This is a genomic window from Lacticaseibacillus hegangensis, assembly GCF_003946465.1.
Lineage (GTDB): Bacteria > Bacillota > Bacilli > Lactobacillales > Lactobacillaceae > Lacticaseibacillus > Lacticaseibacillus hegangensis.
This window is the reverse complement of the sequence record NZ_RHOL01000018.1, coordinates 1-24752: the sequence shown is the minus strand read 5'-3', so window position 1 is coordinate 24752 and position 24752 is coordinate 1. Positions and strand designations below refer to the sequence as shown.

Genomic DNA, 24752 nt, shown 5'->3' with positions numbered 1-24752 from the left:
CGGGGCAAGCGCGCCTTGAGTGCCCACAACCCGGGTGCAAATGCTTGTATAGCAAAAAGAGACCCGACTACAATGCAGTCGGAGCCTATTTCACTTCGCCAGAGCCGAATTGTCTGTGTGAGGAGAAGATAATGTGTTAAATCCAAATGATCTGAGAGTCCGCAAAACACGGCGAGCCATTACGACCGCCTTTTATGCGCTGCTGCGAGAGGAGTCCTTCGACAACATCAGCGTGCGCCAGCTGGCCAGCCGGGCGGAAATCGGGCAAACCACCTTTTACAATCACTATCAGGACAAGTTTGCGTTGGCCAGTGCGCTGATTCAGGCCACGACCACGCAGCTGACGGCCCTGTTTTTGGCGCAGTGTCATCTGCCCGCAATGGTCGCCCCTGGCGCCCCTGGCGGTGAGGACCCAGCGCTGCTCTGCCACGCGCGGCTGCTGAGCAAAATAGACACGGCTGAGGTCAGCTTCACGCGCGTGGCGATCCAGCACATCGCCGCCCTTTATCAGCACGACCTCGGCCGGCGCGGCGTTAAGCTGGCGCATCTGCCGGCCATCGCGCAACACTTGGCCGTTTTGACCTACAGTTTCATCACGGCGCTCATCAACCAGCTTGACAGTCAGGCCGTGCCAACCTTAGCCTGCCAGCTGGCCGAGTTCGCCCAAGTCCTGACTGGCCTGGGCATTGTCGGCGTGGCCGCCAGTGCACCACCGCAGCAACAGACGCGCAGCACCCACTTTTAGCCGACACCAAAAAGGCAGTGCGAACAAAACGGTCGACACTGCCACAATTTTTCAATTTAAAAAACAGTCACCCGACGTTCAGAATCCACATGAACCCAATGAAGACGAAGAACAGGCCGTACATGATTGGGGATACTTCCTTGCCGCGGTGCGCCGCAATCATCGTGATCGGGTACATGATAAAGCCCAGCGCAATGCCGTCGGAAATGCTGTAAGTCAGCGGCATACCGATCATGATCAGAAACGACGGAATGGCGATTTCCAGCTTCGACCAGTTGATATTCTTTAATGACTGCGCCATCAGCACGCCGACAATGATGAGTGCCGGGGCGGTGACTTGGTCAGTCACGACTGACAACAGCGGTGAAAAGATCATACCGACGAGGAACATCACGCCGGTGGTGATGGCGGTGATCCCGGTGCGGCCGCCAACTGCGATGCCGGCTGAGGATTCAACATAGGCCCCAACAGGACTGGTACCCAGCACCGATCCGACCAGCATGGCGGTGGAATCTGAGGCCAGCGCCTTGCCGACCCGCGGCATTTTATTATCCTTCATAAAGCCCGCCTGATTGGCCAGACCGACCAATGTGCCCGCTGTATCAAAGAACGTGACCAGCAGGAAGGTGAGGACCACGACTGCCAGTTGCAACGTATTAATGTCGCCGACATGCATGATGGCCACGCCGAATGTCGGTTTCAGACTGGGCGCCAAGGAAATCAGCCGGCTCGGTGCCTTGATTTGACCGGTGACGAGACCAAGGATGATGGTCAACACCATCCCGATGAAAATCCCGCCTGGGACTTTTTTAACCATCAGAATCGCAGTCACGATGAGGCCAAAAATCGTCAGCCACACCAGCGGGTTCTCAAGCGACCCCAGGCCGACAATGGTGGATTTGTTAGCAGTAATCAGCTTCCCGTTGCTCAGGCCAAGAAAGGCGATGAACAGCCCGATGCCGCCGGAAATCGCGTACTTCAAGTCGGCCGGGATCGCGTCGATGATCATTTCCCGCAGCTTGAAAATCGTGATCAAAATAAAAATAAGGCTGGCAACGAACACGCCGGCCAGCGCCGTTTGCCAAGGAATTTTCATGCCGATGACGACTGAATAAGCGAAGAAGGCGTTAATCCCCAGCGCTGGTGCGGTCGCGATCGGATAGCGGGCCAGCGCCCCCATCAGGATACAGCCCAGCGCACTGGCTAAGGCGGTCGCCGTGAAGACGGCCCCTTTGTCCATGCCAGCCGCCCCGAGCACAGACGGATTGACGAACAGAATGTAGGCCATTGAAATGAACGTGGTGAACCCCGCCAAAATTTCGCGGCGCACCGTACTACCAAGTTTTTCGACTTCAAAGTAATCAAGGAGCTTCTGTTTCATGAAATAATTGCCTGCTTTCTGAAATTTTCAAATCAGCACGCCATCCATCATAGAATATTCGGTTAAAATTGTAAATAGTGCAGCCTGACTAATTTAATGTTCGTGTTTTATCCATTTTTAGACAAAAAGAAAAGCCGACCTGCGTCGACTTCTCTCTCTTGTTCGGGTTTGCTAATCTTTTGCGGCGTCCTCGTTGACCCGCGAAATCAGCACGTTATTAGTTGAACCCGCCTGATATAAGGGCAGGCCGACCACAATGACAATCACGTCACCTGCAGCCACCACCCCTTCTTTGATCAGACGCTGCTCCGCCTGGGCAATCAGGTCTTCATAGGCGTCACCCTTCGGCAGCACCATCGGGGTCACACCCCATGACAGCAGCAGCTGCGACGCAGTGCGTTCCGTGTAAGTCAGCGCGATAATTGGGGCGGCTGGCTTCAACCGGCTGATCTGCCGGGCCGTGTAGCCGCTGGAGGTCAGCGTGATGATGGCCTTGGCGGACACGCGCTCGGCGGCGGTCACCGCGGCAATCGCCGTCGTTGTGGTGATGGAGCCGCTTTGCTTCAGCTCGTTCAGCACTGGGCTGTGCAGCGGGCGCATTTTATCGGCGCGTTCGTCGATCACGGCCATGGTGTGCACGGATTCGACTGGGTAATCGCCGTTAGCGGACTCGCCGGACAGCATCGTCGCGTCGGTGCCTTGCAGCACCGCAAACGCGACGTCAGTCACTTCGGCGCGGGTCGGCCGCGGGTTCTCCTGCATCGAATCCAGCATCTGCGTCGCGGTGATGACCGGCTTGCCGATCAGGTTGGCCTTGTGGATCAGCTCCTGCTCAACGGCCGGGACTTCCTCGTAAGGAATTTCCACACCCATGTCGCCGCGGGCCACCATGACGCCGTCGGCCAGGCGGATGATCTCATCGGCGTTGTTGATGCCTTCCTGCGACTCGATCTTCGGGATGATCAGCACGTCCTGGCCGCCAACTTCCTCCAGCAGGTCGCGCAGGTCCTGCACGTCACTTGGCTTGCGGACAAAGCTGGCCGCGATGAAGTGAATGCCCTGCTCGACGCCAAACTTGATGTCGTCGCGATCCTTGTCGGTCAGGCCCTTCAGCTTCAGGGACACGCCAGGGGCATTGACGCCCTTCTTGCTGCCGAGTTCCGCCGGGTTTTGCACGCCCAGCGTCAGCTCGCGTTTCTTGGCGTCTTTGGACAAAATGGTCGTGCCCAGCAGGCCATCGTCAAACAGGATTTGGCCGCCGACTTCCACGTCGTCAAACAGCCCGGCGTAGGTCACGTCAATGCGGTCCTTGACGTTTTGGATGCCCGTGTTCATCGTCAGGATGATCTTGTCGCCAGTGTCGTAGTGGAACACGGCATCGTCAACGTTTTCGCCGGTGCGGATCTCGGCGCCCTTGGTATCGAGCATCAGCCCCACCTTGATGCCGGTTTCCTTCATCGCCTGTTTGACCAGATTCATCCGGCCCAGCTGCTCGGGGTGATCCCCATGGGAAAAATTGAACCGGAACACGTTGGCGCCGGCGTGGATCAACGCGACGATGGTCTCCAGGTCATTAGATGCCGGCCCCAGAGTCGACACGATTTTTGTCTTACGCATGTTTGTCCTCCATACTTTTGATTGCCCTGCTAATTTGACTACGTGAATGCAGTCACAAGTTTATTTTAGAAGAATCCGGGCGATTATACAAACGCTTTCTTTCCGCTATGGTTAAGCCGGTAAACTTGACAGGATAATTATCGATTCGGTAAGCTATACTTAATCAATGTTAGACATTCGGTTGGGCGCTGCGCTCAAGTTCGCTTTCTCGGGGAGGAAAGCCGCTTGTACGCTGTGCCCTTTTGTCTTTTAAGGAGGAAGAAAATGAACCCCCACAACGAACACAAAGCAGACGTCCTTTCGCGCCTGCACACCAGTCGCAGCGCCGGGCTCAGCCAACAGGAAGCCGACCGGCGCCTGAGCGAGCATGGGCCAAACGCACTCGCGCAGGCCAAGCAAGTGCCAGCCTGGAAGCAGTTCCTGCTCAGCCTCAAGGAACCGCTGGTCATCATTTTGTTCATTGCGGTCGGGCTCGCCTGGGCCAGCGCCGGCTACGACTTTTTCGTGCGCGATGACCCGGCTCACGGCATGGCGGCGGTGTACGAAAGCATTGCGATCCTGCTGTTGATCTTTATCAACGCCGGCCTCTCGTTCTGGCAGGCAAAAAGCGCGCAGAAGTCGCTGGATGCGCTGAAGGTGATGGCCGACCACCACGCCAAAGTCCTGCGCGACGGCGAGTGGGAAACCGTGCCGGCCAGCCAGCTCGTGCCCGGCGACATCATCAGCGTCAAGACCGGTGACTTCATCGAGGCCGACGTGCGCTGGCTGCACGTGGCCGAACTGCAAACAAACGAGGCCCACCTGACCGGCGAGGCCGAACCGGTGCAGAAGCAGACCCACGCCCTGGAAGGCGACGCCCAGGTCGGCGATCGCACCAACATGGGCTTCTCCGGTGCCACCGTCACCCACGGCAACGGCCTCGGCGTCGTGGTGGCCACCGGCATGGACTCCGAGCTGGGGAAAATCGCGACCCTGCTCAACCAAGTTGAAACCAAAAAGACTCCGATTGAGCGCACCATCGCGGCGCTGTCGAAGAAGCTGATGATCGTCGCCATCGTGATCGTCGCCTTCACCCTGATCCTCGAAATGGTGAAAGCCGTGCAGCAAACTGGCCAGCTCTCGTTTGCCGTGCTTGCCGAGTCCCTCTCGACCGCCATCGCTTTGGCCGTGGCCGCCATCCCCGACGCCTTGCCGGCCGTGCTGTCGATCGTGTTAACCATCGGCGCGACCATGCTGGCCAAGAACAACGGCCTGATCAAGTCGCTGAACTCAGTGGAAACGCTGGGTGCCACCAGCTACATCGCCTCGGATAAAACCGGCACGCTGACGCGCAATCAAATGACCGCGGTCCGCTTTTACGCCAACGGGGCCAGCTACGTGGTCGAAGGCGACGGCTACGAACCCGTCGGCGAGATCCTGCCCGATGAAGAAGAAAACACCCCGGGCTTTACCCGCTTTATGCTCGCCAGCGTGCTGAACAACGACGCCGCAATCCAGGCGGACGAGGACGGCCGCAGCCAGCCCTATGGCAACCCCACCGACGTCGCCTTAATCGTCATGGGGCACAAGGCTGGCGTCGATCGCGACACCGTGCTCAACAAGGACCAGGCCCTGGACATCGATATTATCCGCGAGCTGCCGTTTGATTCCGAACGCAAAATGATGAGCGTGGTGATCAACGACGGCGGCCAGTACCAGGTGCTGACCAAGGGCGCGCCCGACGTGCTGCTGGCCAAAACCGACCTGATCGAAGACCACAACCAGCTGGTGCCAATCGAGACCGGCCGCGCTGCCGTCGAGGCCCATGTCAACCGCTTTGCCGAACAGGCCTTGCGCACCCTGGCTGTGGCCGTGCGCGACATTGACGAGGACCTCGCCATGCACGGGACCACCGAGCAGCTTGAGCAGCACCTGACCCTGCTGGGCATCGCCGGCATCATCGACCCGCCGCGCCCGGAAGTGCGGCAGAGCGTGCGTGAGCTGCACCAGGCCGGCATCAATGTCGTGATGATCACCGGCGACCACGCGGTGACCGCACGCGCCATCGCCTTAAAACTCGGCATTGTCACCGACCCGAACGCCCGCGTCATCGAGGGCAAGCAGCTGGCCGCCATGGACGACGACACTCTGTTCCGCCTGGCGCCGGACATCCGCGTGTATGCGCGCGTTTCCCCTGAGCACAAGCAGCGCATCGTGCACGCCTTGCAGCGCCAGGGCGAAACCGTCGCAATGACCGGCGATGGCATCAACGACGCGCCAGCTTTGCGCGCGGCCGACATCGGCATTGCCATGGGGATCAACGGCACCGAGGTGACCAAAGACGCCGCCGACCTGATCCTGCTGGACGACCAGTTCACCACCATTGAAAACAGTGTGCGCGCCGGCCGCACCATTTTTGCCAACATCAAAAACTTCATGCGCCACGAGCTGACCACCAACGTCGCCGAGGTTCTCGCCCTGCTGTTCGGGGTGCTCCTGATGACCCAGCCGATCGGTCAGGTCGCAGCCACCACGCCGACGCTGACCGCCTTGATGGTGCTGTGGGTGAACATGGTCTCCGACGCCCTGCCGAGCTTTGCGCTGGGCTACGACGTCCCAGAGGCTGACCTCATGAAGCGCCCACCGCGCAACGTCAAGCAATCCATCCTGTCCGGCATGCTGGGCCGCATCTTCCTGCGCGGCACCGTGATGGGCGGCCTGGTCTACGTCGCCTTCATCTGGGGCGCAGCGGCTGGCATGCCGGCCGCCCAGGCGCAAACCCTGGCCTTCTTGACCCTCGTGTTCGGCCAGCTGTGGCACGTGTTTGACGCCCGCAGCACCCGCACCCTATTCCGCCGCAACCCCTTCAACAACCCGCGCCTTCTGATGGCGGTGGCCTTCGCCGCCAGCGCGTCCCTGCTGGTGACCCTGATGCCGTTTTTCAACGAGGTGATGGGCACAGCACCTTTGACCACCGAACTCTACGCGGCGGTGATCTTCCTCCCGGCGGTCCCAACCTTCATCCTGTCCGGCCTGAAGGAACTCTACTGGGCGCTGCGTCCAGGCAAAGGTGGCAAATCCCAGTCTGCGTCAGCTCACGAAATCCCAGAGGCCGATTGACGGCCCAACGGGGGGTGCAGAAGGAGGATGGTCGGAGGCGGGATCGGCTCAGTGGCGAAATTGTTGTTAGCGGTTTACCGCTTACAACAAGATCCGACTGAGAGACTCGCTTGCGAAGCTCGAAGCGGTATCCGCCACGTTCCAGCCGAATCCCGCCGGAGGCCATCCTCCGCCCCTGCCTCCAGTTTCGCCGTTGTATTTTCCAGGTAGAATGCCTACAATCGGGGTAACAATAGTGAGGTGAAAACTGTGGATGTTTATCACGCCATCAAAATGCTCCAGATCGAGCACCAACCGTTGAACCACTCGCAAGTCGTGATCATTGACGGCAACGGCAAGCCGCAATCACAGCTGAGCGACCTGCTTTTCGACTGCATGAGCAAGATCGACCTCTTCACCGACCTCAGCACCACCGACACCTCGAGCGACGTGATCGACGACCTGCACCTGCTGACGCCCCTGCCAAACGACGTGCTGGATGAGTACCAAAAGATCCTCGACCAGCCGATTTCCGGCATCAACATCGCGTCGCACAAAAACCTGGTCGAGCTGGTTTACGAGCCGCTCGTCTGAAGTTGCCACTAAGCCCAACCGCGCCTGCGGCTGGGCTTTTTTGCGCCATTCAAACCAAAAAAGGCCACCGGCACGATCCGTGTCAGTGGCCCAGCCAAAACTAGTTGTTGCTGAGGTCTTCGCCATTTGTGGCGATGACTTTTTTGTACCAGTAAAATGAATCCTTCGTCGTACGATTAAGCGTACCGTTGCCCTGGTCGTCGCGATCGACGTAAACGAAGCCGTACCGCTTCTTCATTTCGCCAGTGCCCGCGGAGACCAAGTCGATGCAGCCCCACATCGTGTAGCCCATCAGGTCAACGCCGTCCAGCGTGACGGCATCGCGCATGGCGGCAATGTTCTGCTGCAGGTACTCGATGCGGTAGCTGTCGTGGATCTTGCCATCGGCGGTCAGCTCATCGGCCCAGCCAATGCCGTTTTCAACGACCCACAGCGGCTTGTGGTAGCGGTCGTACAGGTTGTTCAGCGCAATGCGCAGCACCTGCGGGTCGGTCGCCCAGCCCCAGGCATTGGTCTTCAAATAAGGATTCTTGACGCCCGCCATGAAGTTGCCGGCGTCGCTGCCCTCTGTCTTGTGCGTCGTGACCGTGTTGGAACCGTAGCAGGAGAAACTGAGAAAATCGGCCGGATAATGCGCCAGCAATTCGAAATCTTCTGGGGTGTCGTCGAGCTTAATGCCGTCGCGGGCGTACTTCTTCAGGCGGTATGCCGGATAGTGCCCGCCAGTTTGCACATCAGAGAAGAAGTAGGTGTCCTGCATGTCGACCTGCCCCTTGAGCTGATCATTGGGGTCAGCCGTCAGCGCGTACAGCGGACTGTACGCCAGCATCTGGCCGATTTTGACATCCGGATCGATCTTGTGGGCGGCCCGCACCGTCAGGGCACTGGCGACAAACTGGTTGTGCGCACCCTGCGCCTTGGTCTGCTCGGTGGCGTTGATGATGCCGCCGCCAAGAAAGCCGCTCATGTCGATCATGTTGATCTCGTTGAAGGTGAGGTAGTAATGAACCTTGCCCTTGTAGCGCTCGATCACCGTCGTCGCGTACTTCACGAAGAAGTCGATCAGCTTCCGGCTCGCCCAGCCATTGTACTTGATTGCCAGGTGCAGCGGCGTCTCGTAGTGCGACAGCGTCACCAGCGGCTCGATGTCGTACTTCTTGCACTCATCGAAGACGCGATCGTAAAAGGCCAGGCCGGCCTCGTTGGGCGCTTTGTCGTCCCCGTTCGGGAAAATGCGCGCCCAGTTGATGCTGAGGCGGAACACCTTGAAGCCCATCTCGCTCATCAGCTTGATGTCTTCCTGATAATGGTGGTAAAAGTCCGTCGCCACGTGGCTCGGGTAATATTCCCCGGGTAATACTGCCGGCTCGGTACCTTCTGGGACCTGCCGGCCATCCTGGTCAAACTGCATCGCGGTGGCGCCGGTTTCGCCGGTCGCCGGGTTCTTCCAGGTGACACGCCGCGGCTTATCGTAAGCGCCGGCCGTCATCACGTCCGCCGTGCTCAGGCCCTTGCCGCCGTCTTGGTAGCCGCCTTCGTACTGGTTCGCGGCAGTGGCGCCGCCCCACAAAAAGTGATCATCAAATGCCAAGTTAAAAACTCCTTTCTAACTCACCACTGGTCATAATGAAACCACCCAGCGGCCATGATTAGTGTAACCCAGAAGTCCTGAAAACGATGCCACTTTTTTATTCCAGGCCCGCCGAAGCGGCGTGGTGTGCTACGCTTGTCATGAGAAAGAAGGAACACACCATGGCTAAATCTGACCGCACCACTTCGCCTGATTGGGTGCTGATCCTGCTGCTGGCAGCCGGTTACCTCATTCCCCAGTTGGGCCTGCAATGGCTGCACAAAATCAGCTGGCTCGCCTTAGCCTTCCCGGTCGTGGGGGCGCTGTGCCTGTACCTGGCCTTGAAGCGCGATCCGCAACCGATGTACAAACGGCTCATCCCCTGGGGCTTCGTCCTAGCCGCTGGGGTCCTGGTCGGCATGTTGTTTTTCGCCTAATTATCAAAGGAGCTTTATCACCATGAAAATTGAACCCATCACCCCAAAGCAGTTTGACGCCAGTCTTGACGTCATCAGGCAAGCCTTCGCCGGGGCCGCCCACACCGACGGCCACGAGGCGGCGCTGGTCGAGAAACTGCGCAAGAGTCCCACCTACGATCCCGATTACGATGTCATTGCCACCAGCGACGACGGTGCCGTGATCGGCAGTGCGCTGCTGTCTGAAGCCAAGATCATCAGCGACGCGCAGACCTGGCCCGTGTTTGTCCTCGCCCCGCTGGCCGTGTTGCCTGCCTACCAAAACCAAAGCGTGGGCAGCAACCTCATCAAGTACCTCGAAATGCAGGCCGGCGAAGACGAGCGCATGGCCATCAGCATTTTCGGCGACCCCAAATTTTACGGCCGCTTTGACTACAAACCTGCCAGTCAGTACGGTATCACCGGGCCCTTCAAAGGCGACGAATTCATGATCAAGCCGATCCGCGAAGGCGGCCTGTTCAACGTCTCCGGCCGGCTCGAATACGACCCGGCGTTCGGACTTTAACGAATCCCCGGTGCCGGCAACCGGCCAGTTTCACGTGAAACAACCCGAAACGCGCCTTTGCGCCCGGCTCATGGTGTCATAAAGTGTTATCAATGGGTATAATGAAAGTATCATCATCAAAAGCGTTACCAAGGAGGATCATTGTGAAAGTAAGAAAAGCCGTTATTCCAGCAGCCGGGCTCGGGACCCGTTTCCTGCCGGCAACCAAGGCCCTAGCCAAGGAAATGCTCCCGATTGTCGACAAGCCGACCATTCAGTTCATCGTCGAGGAAGCCAAAGCCAGCGGTATCACCGACATCCTGATTGTCGAAGGCAAGAACAAGCGCAGCATCGAGGATCATTTTGACTCCAACCCTGAGCTTGAACAGAACCTTCAGGAAAAAGGCAAGACGGCGATGCTGAACCTGGTCCACTCGACTACCGACATGGGCGTCAACCTCTTCTACGTGCGTCAAACCCACCCCAGGGGTTTGGGCGATGCGGTGCGCCTTGCCAAGTCCTTCGTCAACGACGAGCCATTTGTGGTCATGCTGGGCGATGACCTCATGATGGACAAAGTGCCGCTGACACAGCAGCTGATCAACGAGTACGAGCGCACCCACGCCTCGATCCTGGCCGTCAAGCGCGTCCCGCACCAGGACGTTTCCGCATACGGGGTCATCGATCCCGAAGCCGAAGTCTCCAAGGGCCTGTACAACGTTCGCAAGTTCGTTGAAAAGCCAGCCGTTGACGACGCTCCTAGCGATTTGGCCATCATCGGCCGCTACCTGCTGACCCCAGAAATCTTTGACATTCTGGAGCACCAGAAACCGGGCAAGGGCAACGAGGTCCAGCTGACCGACGCCATCGACACGCTGAACCAGACACAGCGCGTGTTTGCCCACGAGTTCACGGGCAAGCGCTACGATGTCGGCAACAAGTTCGGCTTCGTCGAGACCAGCATCGAATATGGCCTCACCCATCCCGAAATCAAGGACGAGCTGCACGACTACATTCTAAAGCTGGCCGATCGCATCAAAAAAGAAGACGGGGCCAAGGCCAAGCCCAGCAAGTAAGTAATCGCTTAGCGAAGCCACAAAGCAGGGCACCAACCGGAATCAAACTTTCGGTTGGTGCCCTGCTTGCGTCTGAGTTTATTTGTAATACCCGCCGTAGTAATAGTACCCCGAGCCGGTTTGTTGTGGCACCCGATTCATGACCACGCCAATAATGTTAGCGTTGACCTTCTGAAGCAGCACCTTTGCGTCCAGCACAGCCGCCTTCTGGGCGATGCCATAAGGCACCACCAGGATAGTAGCGTCAGCATGTGACGCAACTATCTGAGCGTCTGTCACGCTCATTAGTGGCGGCGTGTCGAGAATGATTCGCTCGTACCGCTGGCCCAGTTCTTTAAGCAGCGCCAGCATCTGGTCAGAGCCGAGCAGCTCTGACGGATTGGGTGGCGTAGGACCAGACGTCATGACGGCTAGATTGTCGATGTCGGTGTCCTTGCAGTACAGGGATAGCATGCCCGCTAAGTCGTCTGCGTCATTCGTCAGCAGCGTTACCAGCCCGCTGGTATTCTGCAAGCCAAACGTCGCGTGAACAGTTGGGCGACGCATATCGAGATCGACCAAGATGGTCTTCAGACCCTGCGCCGCGAACGTCACAGCCAGGTTGGCACTGACGGTCGACTTGCCTTCCGCGGGGGCATCAGAAGTGACGCCAATTGTCTTAATGGAACCGCCAGCCTTGGAGAACGAAATATTCGTCCGCAGCGTCCGGTACTCCTCACTGACGTGCCCAGTCGGGTCATAATTAGTGACAAGCGCAACGCCTTGGCGGACACTCTGATTGGCGAGGCGCTTCTTGCTTTTACGATTAAACCATGCCATGTGCGTGCCCTCCTATCGGCGAGACCGGCCAGTGATTGGCCGTAGTCCCTTGGTGCCCAGCTTTAAATTCTGATTGTCAATATCCGTGATTGTCCCGAGCAGCGGTAACTCTAAGGTGTCCGTGATGAATGAAGGGTCCTTGACCGTGCGATCGGTCAGCTCGCGCAAGAAGGCGAAGAAAATCCCAATCACAAGCCCAGCCGCCAGCCCAATCAAAATGTTGAGCTTCTTACGTGGACTCACCGCGTTCTTGTTCAACGTCCCGCGGGAGATGATTGTCACGTTCTTGGCGTTGGTCATGATCGAGGTGATCTTACTACGGAAAACCTCCGCTGTTTCGTTCACAATCGACCGCGCGGTGTAGGGGTTGTCGGCCTTGGCAGTGACGCTCATGACCTGCGAATTGGTGTTGTTAGTCACACTGATGTCTTTCGCCAAATCGCCAGTGCTGCCGACCACCACGCCCTTCTTCTGCAGATTCTGACGCACCGATCCAAGGACAACATCCTTCGTAATAATGTCCTTGTAGGTATTGATCATCTGCAGGTCAGTTTGCAGGTCATTGTACTGGCCCGCTGCGGTCGTCTGCTTGCGGTTGACTAGCACCATTGCGGTGGATTCGTACTTCGGCTCCATCACCAGATAAGTGACTGCCGCAGCAAGCACGCCGCCAGCACAGGTCGCCACAATGATGGCAATGATGTGCTTCTTGAGAATGGCAAAAACCTGTCCTAAGCTAATTACTTCGTCGTCCATTTGATTCTCCTAAAATGTGTGGGGGCCAGTTACAATCGAAGCGTCACCCTCGGGAAGCCACCCAGCGGTGACGCTTGGCTTAGTTTACCTGATCGGCGCCTTGAACGGTGTACTTCACAGCACTATTACCAGCGTTCCAGTCAAACTGAGGATTCAACGCATTCTGTTTGGTCTCCTCATTGTTGAGGGTTGCCGTTGGTAAATCAAGGCTCCTATTGATTAAATCAGAGACACGCTGTAATTCCTTGGTTGAGCCAATCTGGTAGGATGATCCGTTCAGGTAAGCGCCGACTCCTTGCAAATGGTCCTGTTTGACGTGCTTGCCAGCATCCCGGTATTTGCTGTACAGCGCCACCATATCATCGAACTGCAGGTTCGTCCGAAAATTGCTTTGCACCTGACTCATGAGTTCCTGGAATTTGGTTAATGTCTTCAGAGACGGGGCCGCCTTAATGATTCCTGTGATTACCTGGCGCTCCCGGTCCTGGCGACCGTAATCGCCCTTTGGATCGTTATACCGCATTCGAATATATGCCAAGGCTTGCTTACCGTCCATCTCAGTGGCCTTGCCCTTGGTGAAGGTGTAACCCGTGTTGGTAAAACTCAGGGTTGGTGTCACCGTCACACCGCCCAGAGCATTGATGATCTTCTCAAGACCGCCCATGTTGATGACCGCGTAGTAGTTAACTGGCACACCGAGCAGTGCCGTCGTCGAATTGACCGCCATATCCGCACCGCCAATGCTGTATGCGGCGTTGATCTTCTGAATATTCGTGCCGTCGTCACCAATCATCTTCGCCATCGTATCCCGGGGAATGCTGACCATGGTGGTCGTCTTCTTGGCCGGATTCAGCGTGGCAAGAATCATGGTGTCTGACCGACCGTTCTTCTCCGTCCGGCCGAATGCACCAGTATCCGTCCCCATCAAGAGAATACTGATAGGCTTGTTCTTGTTCAATGCTGACCCAGACTGATTCTGGTTGTTTAACGGGATATACGTGTGATTCGCCGTCGAATGCAGCGTGTGGTAGACATAATATGCACCACCGGCCGCAACAATCACCAGCGCCGCAACAACACCAGCCACCCAGCGCCAGATGTGGAACCGACGATGGTGCCGGTGATGATGATGGTGATGTCGATGAACCGGCTGCTGCTGGATCACTTGATCTTTATTCTTGTCCATAATTCATCTCCTCCAGTTACTTCAACAACTGGCTGATCGCCTGGGTCACTGCATTAGCAATGTCTACATTGCCGCGATCATTCGGCCAATCACCGCTGGGCGTGCCCGCCCAAGACTTGGTGTTAGCGGCAGCTGAGGTGTCAGTTGCGGCCTTAATGCTCGAAATATCGATGACTGTCGCACCGGCAGCTTGACCGACCGCCAGTACCGCACGTTGATAAGCTGCCTGCTGGCGCCATGGCGTGAGCAAGATAATCTTGGCCTGCGGTAGCTTGACCTTGAGCTGGGTAACCGCCTTCGTTAAGTTGGATTGGTAGAGCCTGGCTGTCCCACCGGGAGCAGACTGCTCATTATTGCCATACTGAAGCGAGACAATGTCTGGCTTGCTTTCAGCCACCTGATCAAGGTTTGGCAGACCGCCAGTCCCAATTGTTGCACCAGCACGCCAGGAATCCGTCAGTGTGACCTTGAACCCCATCGATTTCTGAAGCCTGGCTGCTACCAAATATGGATAAGCCGCCTTCTCGGTCGTCGTATAATGCCCTGCCGCAATATCATCGCCCATCGCCGCGTAGGCCAACAACTTTTTGGGCTGAGTTTTTGCTTTAGCGGAAGACGCTGAGGCATGTTTTGAGGTCTTAGGCTTCGGATCCGATGCACCGCTTTTTCCGGTACGGGTAAAGCTCGCAGACTGTGCTTGAAGCTCAGTTCGTTCACGCTGCTGGCCAATCATGGCCAGCCCAGCAATCATGATCATCGTGATAACGACGATCATGAAGCCCCCAATTGTTTTTCGCATACACTCTACTCCTATAAATACACATGTTTTCACTATACCACTAAAGGCATCCTCTGCCGATGGTTACAGCGTTTGAAAACCGGGTTCATCTATATAGCAGCGCCAGAAAAATGAGAGACTGACTGCTGTCATTGCGCTTCATTATTTCCGTTTATTTCAGAAAATTACTTGCGTGTAGTGCTTCAACGGTGCTACTTTCTTAAAAACATGTTAAGATACTCCTAGACTTTTAAAAAGACACACAATCACCGCTAGCACAAACAGGGTTTGGGGGAATAGTCATCGCATGGAAAATTATCTAGGAAAGAAGCCACAGACTGCATCTATCGATGCCGACATACTCGCTGAGCAGCATGGCTATACTGCCGTCAAGCGACTCATCGACGCGGTGGGTAGTGCAGTGGGCCTCGTCTTGCTGTCACCACTTTTTTTTGTTCTCGCCATTCTGATCAAGCTGGATGACCCAGCTGGTCCTGTGTTCTTCTCCCAAATCCGTATTGGGAAAGACGGCCAGGAGTTTCGCATGTATAAGTTCCGCTCGATGTGCGTCGGTGCAGAGTCCAAGCTGGCTAAGCTCGTTGAAAAGAACGAAATAGATGGCCCTATGTTCAAAATGAAGGAAGACCCGCGAGTCACTCGAATAGGCCGTTTCATCCGCAAATCCAGCCTCGATGAGCTGCCGCAACTGTATAACGTGCTGCGCGGCGATATGAGCTTGGTAGGCCCACGGCCATGTCTGCCGCGCGAATACCAAGAATATAGTGAACATGACAAGCAGCGTTTACTGGTGCTCCCTGGCTGCACTGGCTTGTGGCAGGTCTCCGGGCGCAACGCTTTGAGCTTCGACCAAATGGTTGGCATCGACTTGGAATACATCAGTCATCGCAGCATTCTGAACGATATCGTGATCTTATTCAAAACCGTTAAAGTTATTTTCGTGCCTAATCAAGCCTACTAACATTGAACAAACTGCACCGCTTTCAATCGAAGCGGTTTTTTTCTTGTCGTTAACCGTAGACCCTGCCCAGCCAAACTGATACGTTATTGTAAGAGCACGATATCGGAGGTTATTATGACAAACAACCACTTTATTGAATTACCACATTCCATCAACCTGCGGACGCTCGCCGGTTATCAGACCAAGGATGGACGATTCATTAAACCGAACAAGATACTACGCTCAGGCGCCCTTGACCAACTAACCGTTGAGGACAGCCAACGTTTAGCGGATGACTATGGTGTGGGGCTCGTCATTGATCTGCGCACAGACGAAGAGGCCAGGCGGCATCCCGACTGCTTGCCACCAGATGCGCGTTACTATCAGTTGCCAGTGATGCCCTTCAGCGACCACGCAAGTTTCTCACAGCGACTCAAGCGCCACTTCACCAAGTCTGAAGATCCGGTGGTGCACATGTACAAGAAGATGCTAACGGATTCGCACGCAAAGTCAGCTTACCAAGACATGTTTACTCTACTTTTAAATCACACTGATGACGATCAATCCGTCCTAATTCATTGTACTGCCGGCAAAGATCGTACAGGGGTTGCAGCCATGCTAGTCGAAGCAGCATTGGGTGTCCCTGAAGAAACGATTCAGGCTGACTACTTACTATCAAATGTTAGCTTGGAGTGCTCGAAAATCCAACTCGCGGTTACCCGTTCCAATCAGAGTGATCAGGTTGAAACAATGGGTTCCTTGCCGGTAAATAGAGCAAATCTACAAGCCGTGTTCAGACTTATAGCTCATGACTATGAATCATGGGCAGATTACCTAGAAACGGAACTTAACGTCTCTCAAGATAACCTAGCCACAATGCAAAGAGCCTATCTCATTTGAATGAAACTGACAGAAGATCAAAAAACGTGATAGTACGGTTATAATCATCAGGTAAGTTATGGTGTCTCAGCTGACAACCAAAGCAGGATTGTCACAGTCATTAAATCTTCGTCTAATAAATTTTGGTAATTTCAAATTATTCAGCGATCCTTTATTATTCTGCTGATGCGACATACTTGGCCAGGCCTTCCTCTAGCCGTGTGTGCGTCATAAACCCAAGTGAATTAATCTTAGAAGTATCGGCATAAGAATCATGGATATCTCCGGAACGTTCCGGTTTAAAACTCACGTTCAATTTCTTACCTGTCAAACTTTCCAGTTGCTTAGCCACTGTCATCAGGCTAGTTTGCTTGCCATTAGCAATGTTATAGACATCATTACGCGCCGCAGATGTGTGCAATAACCCGCTAATGGCGTTCACAACATCCCCTACAAAAACAAAGTCACGCGTTTGTGATCCATCTCCAAAGAATGAAAATGGCTTGTCGTTAGTTAGACAATCCAACAGAATTGACAGAACTCCGCTGTAAGGTGAGGCGGGGTTCTGTTTAGGCCCATAGACATTGAAGAAACGTGCACAGACCATCGGCATATCGTAAAGCCGCCCATAGTTGATAATGGCGCGTTCCGTTGCATACTTATCAACAGCGTATTGCGTTAGCGGCTGGACCGCCTGATCCTCGCGCTTCGGCATTTCAGGCGTCTGCCCGTATACGGCCGCGCTGCTGGAAAAGAACAATTTCTTAAAAGACAGCCTCTCTTGGCGCAACGTTTCAATAATGTTCAGATTGGCCTCTTGATTGACTTGATGGGTTTCGTATGGACGATCGACCGAGTCAGCGACACTGGCAATTGCCGCAAGTAAGACATAGTAATCAAATTTATTCTCTCTTATCAACCGACTCATAAATTCATGATCTGTAATCGAGTGTTGGATGAATGTGATTCGATTTGATCGAGGTAGGTTAGAAACGCTACCCATGGATAAGTCATCGACAATCGTAATTGAAGAGCCATTTTCGTGTAGCAAAAGCTCGGATAGGTTAGAACCAATAAAACCAGCTCCCCCGGTAATCAAATAACTAGTCATAGATATTACTCCTCCAATTTCTTCTTAGAGCTATTTTAAGTCCACAGCAAATATCGTTGTTGCAATCACTTATAAAGATTGGCTTGTATTTAGTTGCCTACCACAAATATACATTGCCAGCACCACCGCATCTGCGAGGTGGCTAGTGCAATTGTAAGGCCACTACTTTGTCTGAAAACTGCCACGGCGTGTCTCAGCAATGATCACGTCAGAACCTTCATCCAAATCGCTGAAGCTCAGAGCATTCTGTTAAAAAGCCATCCAACGGTAGACCCAGGAACAAATCATTTCGATCTGAAATCAACGAAAATGTGACTAACAAGAAACAGCCATCACGTCTGCCTGATGGTAAAGTAAAAAGTAAGTAGAACTATGACATCCAAAAATCAGTCATATACTTTCAAGGGTTTAGTTGTGCACACCCATTTTCTTCATCAATCCCGTATAGGCACTGTTGACAATGACATCCACACGTAATTTACGGAACAGAGCTATCCTTATCGAATCAAGATAGATGAACAAGGTGAAGAAAAGAACACTCATCATGACTATCACACTAACCATGATAGCAGCCGAACCGTCTACAAGTGGAGCAAATAAGTCCTTCAAAAAATATTTATATAATAGAGAGCCGTCTATAATATATACGCCTAACGTTGCAGGAGACATGCGCAGCAGAAGCTGCTGACAAGGTGGTGATGTTACCTTAACTCTTGAAATGGCTAAGAAGAAGAGAACAGACTGAGCGACTACAAGTGGAGAATTGTAAGAAAGCATTATGTCAAAGCTAATTTTAATATTGTGTCTATGGCAAAAGAAATCAATCATTAACGCAATAAACGCAAATAAAAAGTAGCCAAACCATAGTACGAAAGTTGGTATATTTGTTAGCAGTTTAAATTTTCGAATATAATAACCCATTAAAAAGAGAATTAGAAGCCAAAGTACCGACATACCACCGTCGAGGGAAAAATGACCAATAAACCCGACCGTCACTGAGATTAATAAGAGCAGACCGAGAATTAAAGTTAGCTGGCTGCGTTTAAGCTTTTCCAGAGTGTCCTGAAAAAGTGGAACCAACAGCATAAGACCAATATAACAATTGATATACCAAAATAAAGTGATTGGAAATAAACCAATGAGGACATCTTTTAATGAAACGTGAAACCCAAATACAATCAATGCAAAGAGGACAATCCATGACCAGAAGATTGTTTGCACAATTATTAATAACACCCTGCTTACATGAAATTTTCTCCCGAATGATAGATATCCGGTTATCATCCCAAATAGATTGACTGCAATAATAGCAAGATTCTCAAGAAACCAGGCCGCCAAGAAATTACTTCCTCGTAAATCCGGATTGTATAGAACCCCCCCCTGCAGTAGATTGTGTAATAGCACTACAAAAAACATTGAAATAATACGTGCAAGATCAATCCCATAATTCCGTGCCTTTATTTTCTTCATAGTATGCTCCCGCCGTCAATGTAGATGAAATATGTGCTTCTATACGAGGAGAAGACAGATATTTATCAAATTTAAAAATCAATTCTTCTTCCTTATTGTATTAAATATCTGCGTAATATCCTCAAATATTGGGAACCGAAGCAACAATCCCAGTAAGCCATACACAAATACACCCAACATACCCTCTACCAATAAGCCTGCAAAATTACTTGAAACGACTTTTTGAACCATGATAACAAATATAGACATTAAAATGCTTGCTAATAAATATCTGTAACACCTTATAAAGCTATCGAATTTAAAGTTGCATCTATGGAGCCACAGAATCTGAATGAGCGTCACAGTTGTCTCCGAGACTATTGTGGCGATGGCTGCACCATTAATGCCTCTATAAGGTATCAGTAGTAAGTTTAGAATAACATTGACCACGCAACCGGCAATAACCGAGATAGTGTAACCAGTGGTCTGCTTAATAGAGACCAACGCTGATCCAAATAAACCGCTGTATGCCATAATTATGACTAGTGGCGCTAGAATTCGCACGACTCCGCCTGCGGTTCGAAAGTCAGACCCTAAAAACCATTTGACAAAGTCTGGAGCGATAGCGGCAAGCCCAAAAGCTAATGGTAAAGAGAGAAAGGCAATTGCCTCGACTGCTTTTCGAAAATACTTATCGATTGTTTCTTGATCATTCTTCGCATAAGCACTGGCCAGGTGAGGAAGTAAGACAGTCCCAATCGAGGTAACAATAGCAAGTATTGTCCTAATAATTTTGTCCGAATAGTCATAAATCCCAGCTGAGGTGACACTGATCATGTTACCAAGCATTACCTTATTTAAGACCGTATATATCTGCACCGCAACTTGTGGTACAAACAAAGCTAAAGAGGGCAATAGATATCTTATCGGATTCCCTATTTTGGCCTTCCATGGGGCAATAACCCTGGTTCTCATAAAAGGCCACAAGGTCATATTACCCAGAACGGCAGTTGCCACCATGATGACAGTATATATAAATAAATCTGAAGGGTTCTTAACCAGAGTGAAGATGAGTAACAAGCTTAATATTTTAAAAAGTGCGTTTCTTAGTACGACATCTTTGAAATCTTCGATACCCACAAAATACCAAGAAACATCTGTCGCCAGTGATAAGATCTGAAGTCCCTGAATAATCAGATAGTTGTGATAATGAGCGTACTCATTAGTAAAACAGTAAAATAACGTCATCGCGATAGCAGTGGTGCAGATTTGTAAGCCAACTATGCCCCAGAACACAGCTGACCGCTTCTCAATGTTATCCCGTACGTAAGCAATTTCCCTAGTGCCAAACATGGTTAAGCCTAAATCCGCTACAAGTACAAAATATTGTGTAAGAGAGTTTGTATAACTATATATACCCACTCCATGTGAACCAATGACTCTCGCAATATACGGAGTCGACAATAAAGGCACCATTATGACTAGAAGTTGATAGCTCGAATTATAGAGAAAATTTTTAAGGACCTTCAAAAAAGTTACCTCACCCTTGTCGATTTTTAAGAAACATACGGAACCCCCACACAATCTGACGATATCTAGATCTGAGAACAAAAAAATCTGCTTCCATCAATATTAGGGACATTTTGTTCTTCACGCTTAGATTATGCCACTGTTTCTTTGCCACTCGTATATATGTCATTTTAATTTTGCGACGCAACCGTCTTACCTGCTCAGCATGATCACGAATATCAAATGTACGAGCGTATGCTAGTCTAAAGATTCTGAACACGAGTTTTTCTTTATCAGTTGTGCTAAAAGGCAGCGTACTAGCCTCAATTTGACACGCTATTGAAAACACATCATTGGTATCTTTTACAGACGCAAAATGAACGATAGAGTCACTACGCTGACGGTACCAATAAAAAATAAAACTTGTTTGATAGCACGTCCCGCAATTACTTAGAATTCTATATTTTGTAGCCACATCCTCAAAAGTTGTCCCTACTGGAAAACTAAAATTCATTTTAGAATAGACATCTCTGCGTACTATATGACCAACAGCGTAATTCTCAATTCGTGCATCAGCCAGCTCAGCGAATAGCTCCTCAGGTGAGCTCTGTATGAATTTAGGCGTGCCATGGCTAAGCTCAACCTTTTCCCCGTCCATAAATTGCTCTACATCAATCTGAAGCATGTCAGGCTGTCGAGTTGTCAAAAATAGCAACAGCTTGTTTAAATATCGAAGATCGAGAACATCATCACTATCGACAAACCAAATATAGTCTCCTTCCGCATTGTCAAGGCCTATGTTTCTGGCAAGGCCAAGTCCTCCATTTTCCACGCTGATCACCCTAGCGTGCAAATCCTTATGAGATCTACAAAACTTTTGAATCAACCGTTCTGATCCGTCCGTAGAGCCATCATTGATGAACAGCAGTTCTACAGATGGGCTAATCCTAACAAGGCTTCGAAAAAACTCAGGTAAATACTTTTCAACATTATATACTGGCACAATAATACTTAATTGCACAATGAGCCCCCTAAAGTTACGATACACTGTCCTGCTTCGGGTTACCCAAGTAGAGAACAGACTGCCCAACAAAATAAGCTCTCGCCTGTGATGGAGGCATTTAATACTCGAGATTTAAGTGATCTTGAGGAAGCCAAGAGCTCTGGATAGCTAATGGTAAGCCGATGAATCTCTTCTAACATTTGACGCTGAGCACTTAAAGAGAGTTTTCTTACCCGTCCGAAAGCTTTCGAAGAAATATGCTCTCGCCAAAAGTCCAAGGCGGCCCCAGATCGCTGAATTCCAAGAACATCTTGTTCTTTAAACAATACACGGAGTATCGTAATATGCTCAATGCTACGACTACTTCGCGCAGCTGAGCGTGTTATGCCATGAGGGTTGTCCACATAGGCCTGAGCGCAGGTCGAAGAGAGTACATAATTATTAACCCTGGGCCAAATTAGCGCTGGTATTACTGTGTCTTCGAACCAGAATCCTTCCGGAAATCCAAAAGGACACAGAAGTGTACGCCTGAATAGTTTGCCCCAAGGGTACCCACTCCATTGCTCTGTGAACACATCAGCATTCCGGAAGAAGAAATCATTGAACCTAACAAGTCGACGTACTTGTCCCTGTGAATTGACGCGTTGAAATGAAAATTGAACACAGTCAGCCTCTGTAACTGTATAGTCCAAGAATGCTTTAACTGCTCCAGGTAAAAGATAATCATCACTGTCTAAAAAATAGAGATATTTCCCGGTAGCCAAGGATATGCCGGCATTTCGCGCAGCTGAAAGGCCTTTATTCTTTTGACGGACCACCTTGAGATGGAAGTTATTCTCGTATCGCGAAATTACATTCTCTGAATTATCGGTAGAACCATCATCAACAATAATAATCTCCACTCTATCTTCAACGTCACGGACTTGTTGACACACACTATTCAAACATTTCATCAAGTCTTGAGAAGCATTATACACCGGTATAATAATACTAAGATCATAATTATCCATGTCATTCCCGGCTATGTGTTTGAGCTCTATAGATGACGTTTCTACGCTATTCGGAATCGGCTGCCTCCTCCTAACTATTAGGACTAATAAATACAGCAAGAAATACACAACACTTGCGCAGAAAGTCGCACAGAAAAATAGCATCTTCCAAAAACAACTGCCATTCTGTTTCGCACTCAATTTTGAAATAATCAAGTTGTCGTCAGTCCCTCATATTCAGGCTCCGGCCGTTCCATTCTTAGTCCATAGATCACGGGTAAGATTAACTCAAGGTGTTGTAATATAGTCTCGCTCATTCCCAAAAAAAAGAATGCAAAGATGATTGCGGCAAGAGTTAATGAAAGGTACTTCCTAGACAAAATCACCATAGTAAAGACGAACATCAACAGGATGGTAAACAACGTCCCTTTGGTAATTAACATCTGGATATAACTGTTGTCAATCATCGTAATACTACTGTTTTGCGTACCAAACACATGAATACCAAATTGGTTAAAATACATTCTGTAAATGGAGATACGACCAGATAAAAGTGCATCAAATCGCTGCTGTATCCATGGGATATAGAGTGTCAAGATGGACATAACAAGGAAAATCCACGGGACGAGCGCTAGCACAAAACTGCGCAAACGAATATGGACGTGAGTTCTTTGCAAAATCGTTTCAATGAGTTTCACTGCTAGCACGAATAAGACCAGGTATGTGGACGATCTAGACTTTGTCAGTTGGTAAAGGGGCAGTAGGACTAAAACAAAAATCAAAATAGCTAGAATTTTATGTTTCCTAGTTCTTATTAGAACAAAGGACATCATTAAACCAAGCCATCTTACCAAGGCAACATTGGGGTGCTCGAATCCAATCGAGAGTCTTGGAACTGTAGTGATATTCCTCCAGATCGTAAATTGATAATTATGAACGCCAAACACTAAAGCCATAAAGACGACCATAGCAAATAAGAAAAGCCCTGTGTAAAAATATACTTTATTGGCAAACCTCACACTAGATGTGTCGCTAGCTTCCGTCATAAAGAAGAGGCAAGCAATAACCGCTGGACTTAAAAGGGTGATTTGTTTGTTTACAATCGCCACGAGCGAGCTTATCAGTACAATAACAATCAGGAATATGTTGATTGAATTAGATTCAAGCACAGTGATCAAAGTGATAACCATTATTGCAAGAGAGATAAGAGCATTCGTAACGTTCCCTGCCGAGCTCACTCCGGACAGGATCGAGGACAGTCCTATTAAGAAAGCCAACGTAGTGACTGATAAAAAATTGATCCTTATTTTACCTGGCACTTCTTCACCTCCTAAAAGCTTTCTTTAATCTCACTACTGTGTTAATCCCTAAAGTTTGGCCAATGACCCTCAAAACAAAATCAACAGCTTTTTGCTGGCCCGTTTTCCAAGTTGCATTATATTCATGAATGCAATAGGTTGTTTCATGAATTTGCGTGGAAAAATGGTAAAAAGACTTTGGAGAAAAATATTCCTCTGGAAATATCTTAGGCTTCTCGGCCACACCAAGAGTTTCTAAAAACGACTTGATGTAGCTAGAATTTGGAGTCAAGTCTAAGCCACCATTCTGCTGAACAAACTTGCGCTGTCTGTAATCGGTCAGCAACGCCTGAATCCATTCTACATGTGGCTCTGAACCAATAACCGCTGTGCACAGTTCTGACTCGGACTCCCGACCCAGAAAAGATTCATTCCCTAGCAAATCGTCAAAGGACTTAATAACACGCACATCCGTATCCAAATATATACCACCAAATTCGTCAAGCACCCATAAACGAATATAGTCAGAAACGAACGCCCATTTTCTTTCTTTGTTCGCCTGCTGAACATAAAGGGGGGCCGTATCAATTGGAAAAGTTTGATCATTCCATTCTCGAAAATTGTAATCAGGCAACTTTGACTTCCAATCTTCAATGTTTTTCTGAACCTTTGCAGGCTTTTCACTTGGCCCAAACCAAACATAATGAATTGTTTTGGGAATCATGGTCTAACCCCCTATTAGATTGTCTACCAGCACGCCTAACTGACGATTAAACTCAGCATTGTGACTCTCAAAGTGAAAAACCCTTCCGCGAACATCAGAAAGCAAGTGCGGAATTAGCGTAAAGTCTGTTACGATCCTGATCGGGTATCCAGCCTTGAGGACTTCCTCACAGAAGGTGAGTTGATGATTATTAACCCTGGATTATTCACCTCGGTATTTGGGACATGAAATCGCATCTGGCCGGTCTGAAAGCAACGTTTGGAGCGTTGCGA

The 24752-nt window shown here is 51.0% G+C and carries 22 protein-coding genes; 8 read left to right on the top strand and 14 right to left on the bottom strand.

Translation table 11 applies throughout. The features are described 5' to 3' along the window. The first annotated feature begins 133 nt into the window (after nt 1-133). Nucleotides 134-745 carry a TetR/AcrR family transcriptional regulator gene (locus EKM86_RS06935; RefSeq protein ID WP_125756425.1) on the top strand — a complete coding sequence of 204 codons (612 nt, stop codon included), beginning with the start codon at nt 134-136 and terminating at the stop codon, nt 743-745. 67 nt (nt 746-812) lie between these two features. On the opposite strand, the gene EKM86_RS06930 is transcribed toward EKM86_RS06935, so the two are convergent. Both EKM86_RS06930 and pyk read right to left on the bottom strand, forming a co-directional pair. Continuing rightward, a complete protein-coding gene (locus EKM86_RS06930; protein ID WP_125756423.1) occupies nt 813-2126 on the bottom strand; it encodes an NCS2 family permease in 1314 nt (437 codons plus the stop codon). A gap of 171 nt (nt 2127-2297) precedes the next feature. Further along, complete coding sequence (gene pyk / locus EKM86_RS06925) at nt 2298-3743, bottom strand: pyruvate kinase (RefSeq protein ID WP_125756421.1); 1446 nt, start codon at nt 3741-3743, stop codon at nt 2298-2300. Between the two features lie 264 nt (nt 3744-4007). On the opposite strand from pyk, the gene EKM86_RS06920 reads away from it, so the two are divergent. Then, a complete protein-coding gene (locus EKM86_RS06920) occupies nt 4008-6842 on the top strand; it encodes a cation-translocating P-type ATPase (RefSeq protein WP_125756419.1) in 2835 nt (944 codons plus the stop codon). Nucleotides 6843-7115: 273 nt separating this feature from the next. Continuing rightward, complete coding sequence (locus tag EKM86_RS06915; RefSeq protein ID WP_379909673.1) at nt 7116-7415, top strand: hypothetical protein; 300 nt, start codon at nt 7116-7118, stop codon at nt 7413-7415. Between the two features lie 100 nt (nt 7416-7515). Here the strand turns inward: EKM86_RS06915 and EKM86_RS06910 are convergent, their stop codons facing one another. After that, nucleotides 7516-9006 carry a glycoside hydrolase family 1 protein gene (locus EKM86_RS06910; protein ID WP_125756417.1) on the bottom strand — a complete coding sequence of 497 codons (1491 nt, stop codon included), beginning with the start codon at nt 9004-9006 and terminating at the stop codon, nt 7516-7518. Between the two features lie 140 nt (nt 9007-9146). Between EKM86_RS06910 and EKM86_RS06905 the strand changes: the two genes are divergently transcribed. The 3 genes from EKM86_RS06905 to galU all read left to right on the top strand — a co-directional run bounded on the left by EKM86_RS06905 (nt 9147) and on the right by galU (nt 11021). After that, on the top strand, nt 9147-9422 hold the full coding sequence (locus EKM86_RS06905; RefSeq protein ID WP_164506200.1) for a hypothetical protein: 276 nt from the start codon (nt 9147-9149) through the stop codon (nt 9420-9422). 22 nt (nt 9423-9444) lie between these two features. After that, on the top strand, nt 9445-9966 hold the full coding sequence (locus tag EKM86_RS06900) for a GNAT family N-acetyltransferase (protein WP_125756413.1): 522 nt from the start codon (nt 9445-9447) through the stop codon (nt 9964-9966). Nucleotides 9967-10109: 143 nt separating this feature from the next. Continuing rightward, entirely contained in the window at nt 10110-11021 is a 912-nt protein-coding gene (gene galU, locus EKM86_RS06895; RefSeq protein ID WP_125756411.1) for a UTP--glucose-1-phosphate uridylyltransferase GalU, read from the top strand. Nucleotides 11022-11099: 78 nt separating this feature from the next. Here galU and EKM86_RS06890 read toward each other — a convergent pair whose 3' ends face one another. The 4 genes from EKM86_RS06890 to EKM86_RS06875 form a co-directional block, all read right to left on the bottom strand. Then, on the bottom strand, nt 11100-11840 hold the full coding sequence (locus tag EKM86_RS06890) for a CpsD/CapB family tyrosine-protein kinase (protein WP_125756409.1): 741 nt from the start codon (nt 11838-11840) through the stop codon (nt 11100-11102). 12 nt (nt 11841-11852) lie between these two features. Further along, entirely contained in the window at nt 11853-12596 is a 744-nt protein-coding gene (locus EKM86_RS06885; protein ID WP_125756407.1) for a YveK family protein, read from the bottom strand. Between the two features lie 79 nt (nt 12597-12675). Then, on the bottom strand, nt 12676-13782 hold the full coding sequence (locus EKM86_RS06880; protein ID WP_125756405.1) for an LCP family glycopolymer transferase: 1107 nt from the start codon (nt 13780-13782) through the stop codon (nt 12676-12678). A gap of 16 nt (nt 13783-13798) precedes the next feature. Further along, on the bottom strand, nt 13799-14581 hold the full coding sequence (locus tag EKM86_RS06875) for an SGNH/GDSL hydrolase family protein (RefSeq protein WP_125756403.1): 783 nt from the start codon (nt 14579-14581) through the stop codon (nt 13799-13801). A gap of 286 nt (nt 14582-14867) precedes the next feature. On the opposite strand from EKM86_RS06875, the gene EKM86_RS06870 reads away from it, so the two are divergent. Next, nucleotides 14868-15539, top strand: a complete 672-nt coding sequence (locus EKM86_RS06870) for a sugar transferase (protein WP_125756402.1) — start codon at nt 14868-14870, stop codon at nt 15537-15539. A gap of 114 nt (nt 15540-15653) precedes the next feature. Continuing rightward, nucleotides 15654-16418, top strand: a complete 765-nt coding sequence (locus EKM86_RS06865) for a tyrosine-protein phosphatase (protein ID WP_125756400.1) — start codon at nt 15654-15656, stop codon at nt 16416-16418. A gap of 154 nt (nt 16419-16572) precedes the next feature. On the opposite strand, the gene EKM86_RS06860 is transcribed toward EKM86_RS06865, so the two are convergent. The 7 genes from EKM86_RS06860 to EKM86_RS06830 all read right to left on the bottom strand — a co-directional run bounded on the left by EKM86_RS06860 (nt 16573) and on the right by EKM86_RS06830 (nt 24480). Then, the gene (locus EKM86_RS06860; protein ID WP_125756398.1) at nt 16573-17508 is read right to left on the bottom strand and encodes a GDP-mannose 4,6-dehydratase; all 936 of its coding nucleotides are present in this window, start codon (nt 17506-17508) and stop codon (nt 16573-16575) included. A 408-nt stretch (nt 17509-17916) separates the two neighbouring features. Then, nucleotides 17917-18978: an acyltransferase gene (locus EKM86_RS06855; RefSeq protein WP_125756396.1), complete on the bottom strand. Its 1062-nt coding sequence runs from the start codon at nt 18976-18978 to the stop codon at nt 17917-17919. A 78-nt stretch (nt 18979-19056) separates the two neighbouring features. Continuing rightward, entirely contained in the window at nt 19057-20487 is a 1431-nt protein-coding gene (locus tag EKM86_RS06850) for a flippase (RefSeq protein WP_225419375.1), read from the bottom strand. 10 nt (nt 20488-20497) lie between these two features. Then, nucleotides 20498-21487: a glycosyltransferase family 2 protein gene (locus EKM86_RS06845; RefSeq protein WP_164506198.1), complete on the bottom strand. Its 990-nt coding sequence runs from the start codon at nt 21485-21487 to the stop codon at nt 20498-20500. A 41-nt stretch (nt 21488-21528) separates the two neighbouring features. Further along, a complete protein-coding gene (locus EKM86_RS06840; RefSeq protein ID WP_164506197.1) occupies nt 21529-22479 on the bottom strand; it encodes a glycosyltransferase family 2 protein in 951 nt (316 codons plus the stop codon). Nucleotides 22480-22670: 191 nt separating this feature from the next. Then, entirely contained in the window at nt 22671-23777 is a 1107-nt protein-coding gene (locus EKM86_RS06835; RefSeq protein ID WP_125756388.1) for a hypothetical protein, read from the bottom strand. A gap of 4 nt (nt 23778-23781) precedes the next feature. Next, nucleotides 23782-24480, bottom strand: a complete 699-nt coding sequence (locus EKM86_RS06830; protein WP_125756386.1) for a glycosyltransferase family 32 protein — start codon at nt 24478-24480, stop codon at nt 23782-23784. Nucleotides 24481-24752: the final 272 nt, after the last annotated feature.

Excerpts from the sequence above, each read along its gene's own strand:
- EKM86_RS06930 (WP_125756423.1), bottom strand. The coding sequence starts at position 2,126 with ATGAAACAGAAGCTCCTTGATTACTTTGAAGTCGAAAAACTTGGTAGT.
- pyk (WP_125756421.1), bottom strand. The coding sequence starts at position 3,743 with ATGCGTAAGACAAAAATCGTGTCGACTCTGGGGCCGGCATCTAATGAC.
- EKM86_RS06920 (WP_125756419.1), top strand. The coding sequence starts at position 4,008 with ATGAACCCCCACAACGAACACAAAGCAGACGTCCTTTCGCGCCTGCAC.
- EKM86_RS06915 (WP_379909673.1), top strand. The coding sequence starts at position 7,116 with ATGCTCCAGATCGAGCACCAACCGTTGAACCACTCGCAAGTCGTGATC.
- EKM86_RS06905 (WP_164506200.1), top strand. The coding sequence starts at position 9,147 with ATGAGAAAGAAGGAACACACCATGGCTAAATCTGACCGCACCACTTCG.
- EKM86_RS06900 (WP_125756413.1), top strand. The coding sequence starts at position 9,445 with ATGAAAATTGAACCCATCACCCCAAAGCAGTTTGACGCCAGTCTTGAC.
- EKM86_RS06890 (WP_125756409.1), bottom strand. The coding sequence starts at position 11,840 with ATGGCATGGTTTAATCGTAAAAGCAAGAAGCGCCTCGCCAATCAGAGT.
- EKM86_RS06885 (WP_125756407.1), bottom strand. The coding sequence starts at position 12,596 with ATGGACGACGAAGTAATTAGCTTAGGACAGGTTTTTGCCATTCTCAAG.
- EKM86_RS06880 (WP_125756405.1), bottom strand. The coding sequence starts at position 13,782 with ATGGACAAGAATAAAGATCAAGTGATCCAGCAGCAGCCGGTTCATCGA.
- EKM86_RS06875 (WP_125756403.1), bottom strand. The coding sequence starts at position 14,581 with ATGCGAAAAACAATTGGGGGCTTCATGATCGTCGTTATCACGATGATC.
- EKM86_RS06870 (WP_125756402.1), top strand. The coding sequence starts at position 14,868 with ATGGAAAATTATCTAGGAAAGAAGCCACAGACTGCATCTATCGATGCC.
- EKM86_RS06865 (WP_125756400.1), top strand. The coding sequence starts at position 15,654 with ATGACAAACAACCACTTTATTGAATTACCACATTCCATCAACCTGCGG.
- EKM86_RS06860 (WP_125756398.1), bottom strand. The coding sequence starts at position 17,508 with ATGACTAGTTATTTGATTACCGGGGGAGCTGGTTTTATTGGTTCTAAC.
- EKM86_RS06855 (WP_125756396.1), bottom strand. The coding sequence starts at position 18,978 with ATGAAGAAAATAAAGGCACGGAATTATGGGATTGATCTTGCACGTATT.
- EKM86_RS06840 (WP_164506197.1), bottom strand. The coding sequence starts at position 22,479 with ATGGATAATTATGATCTTAGTATTATTATACCGGTGTATAATGCTTCT.
- EKM86_RS06830 (WP_125756386.1), bottom strand. The coding sequence starts at position 24,480 with ATGATTCCCAAAACAATTCATTATGTTTGGTTTGGGCCAAGTGAAAAG.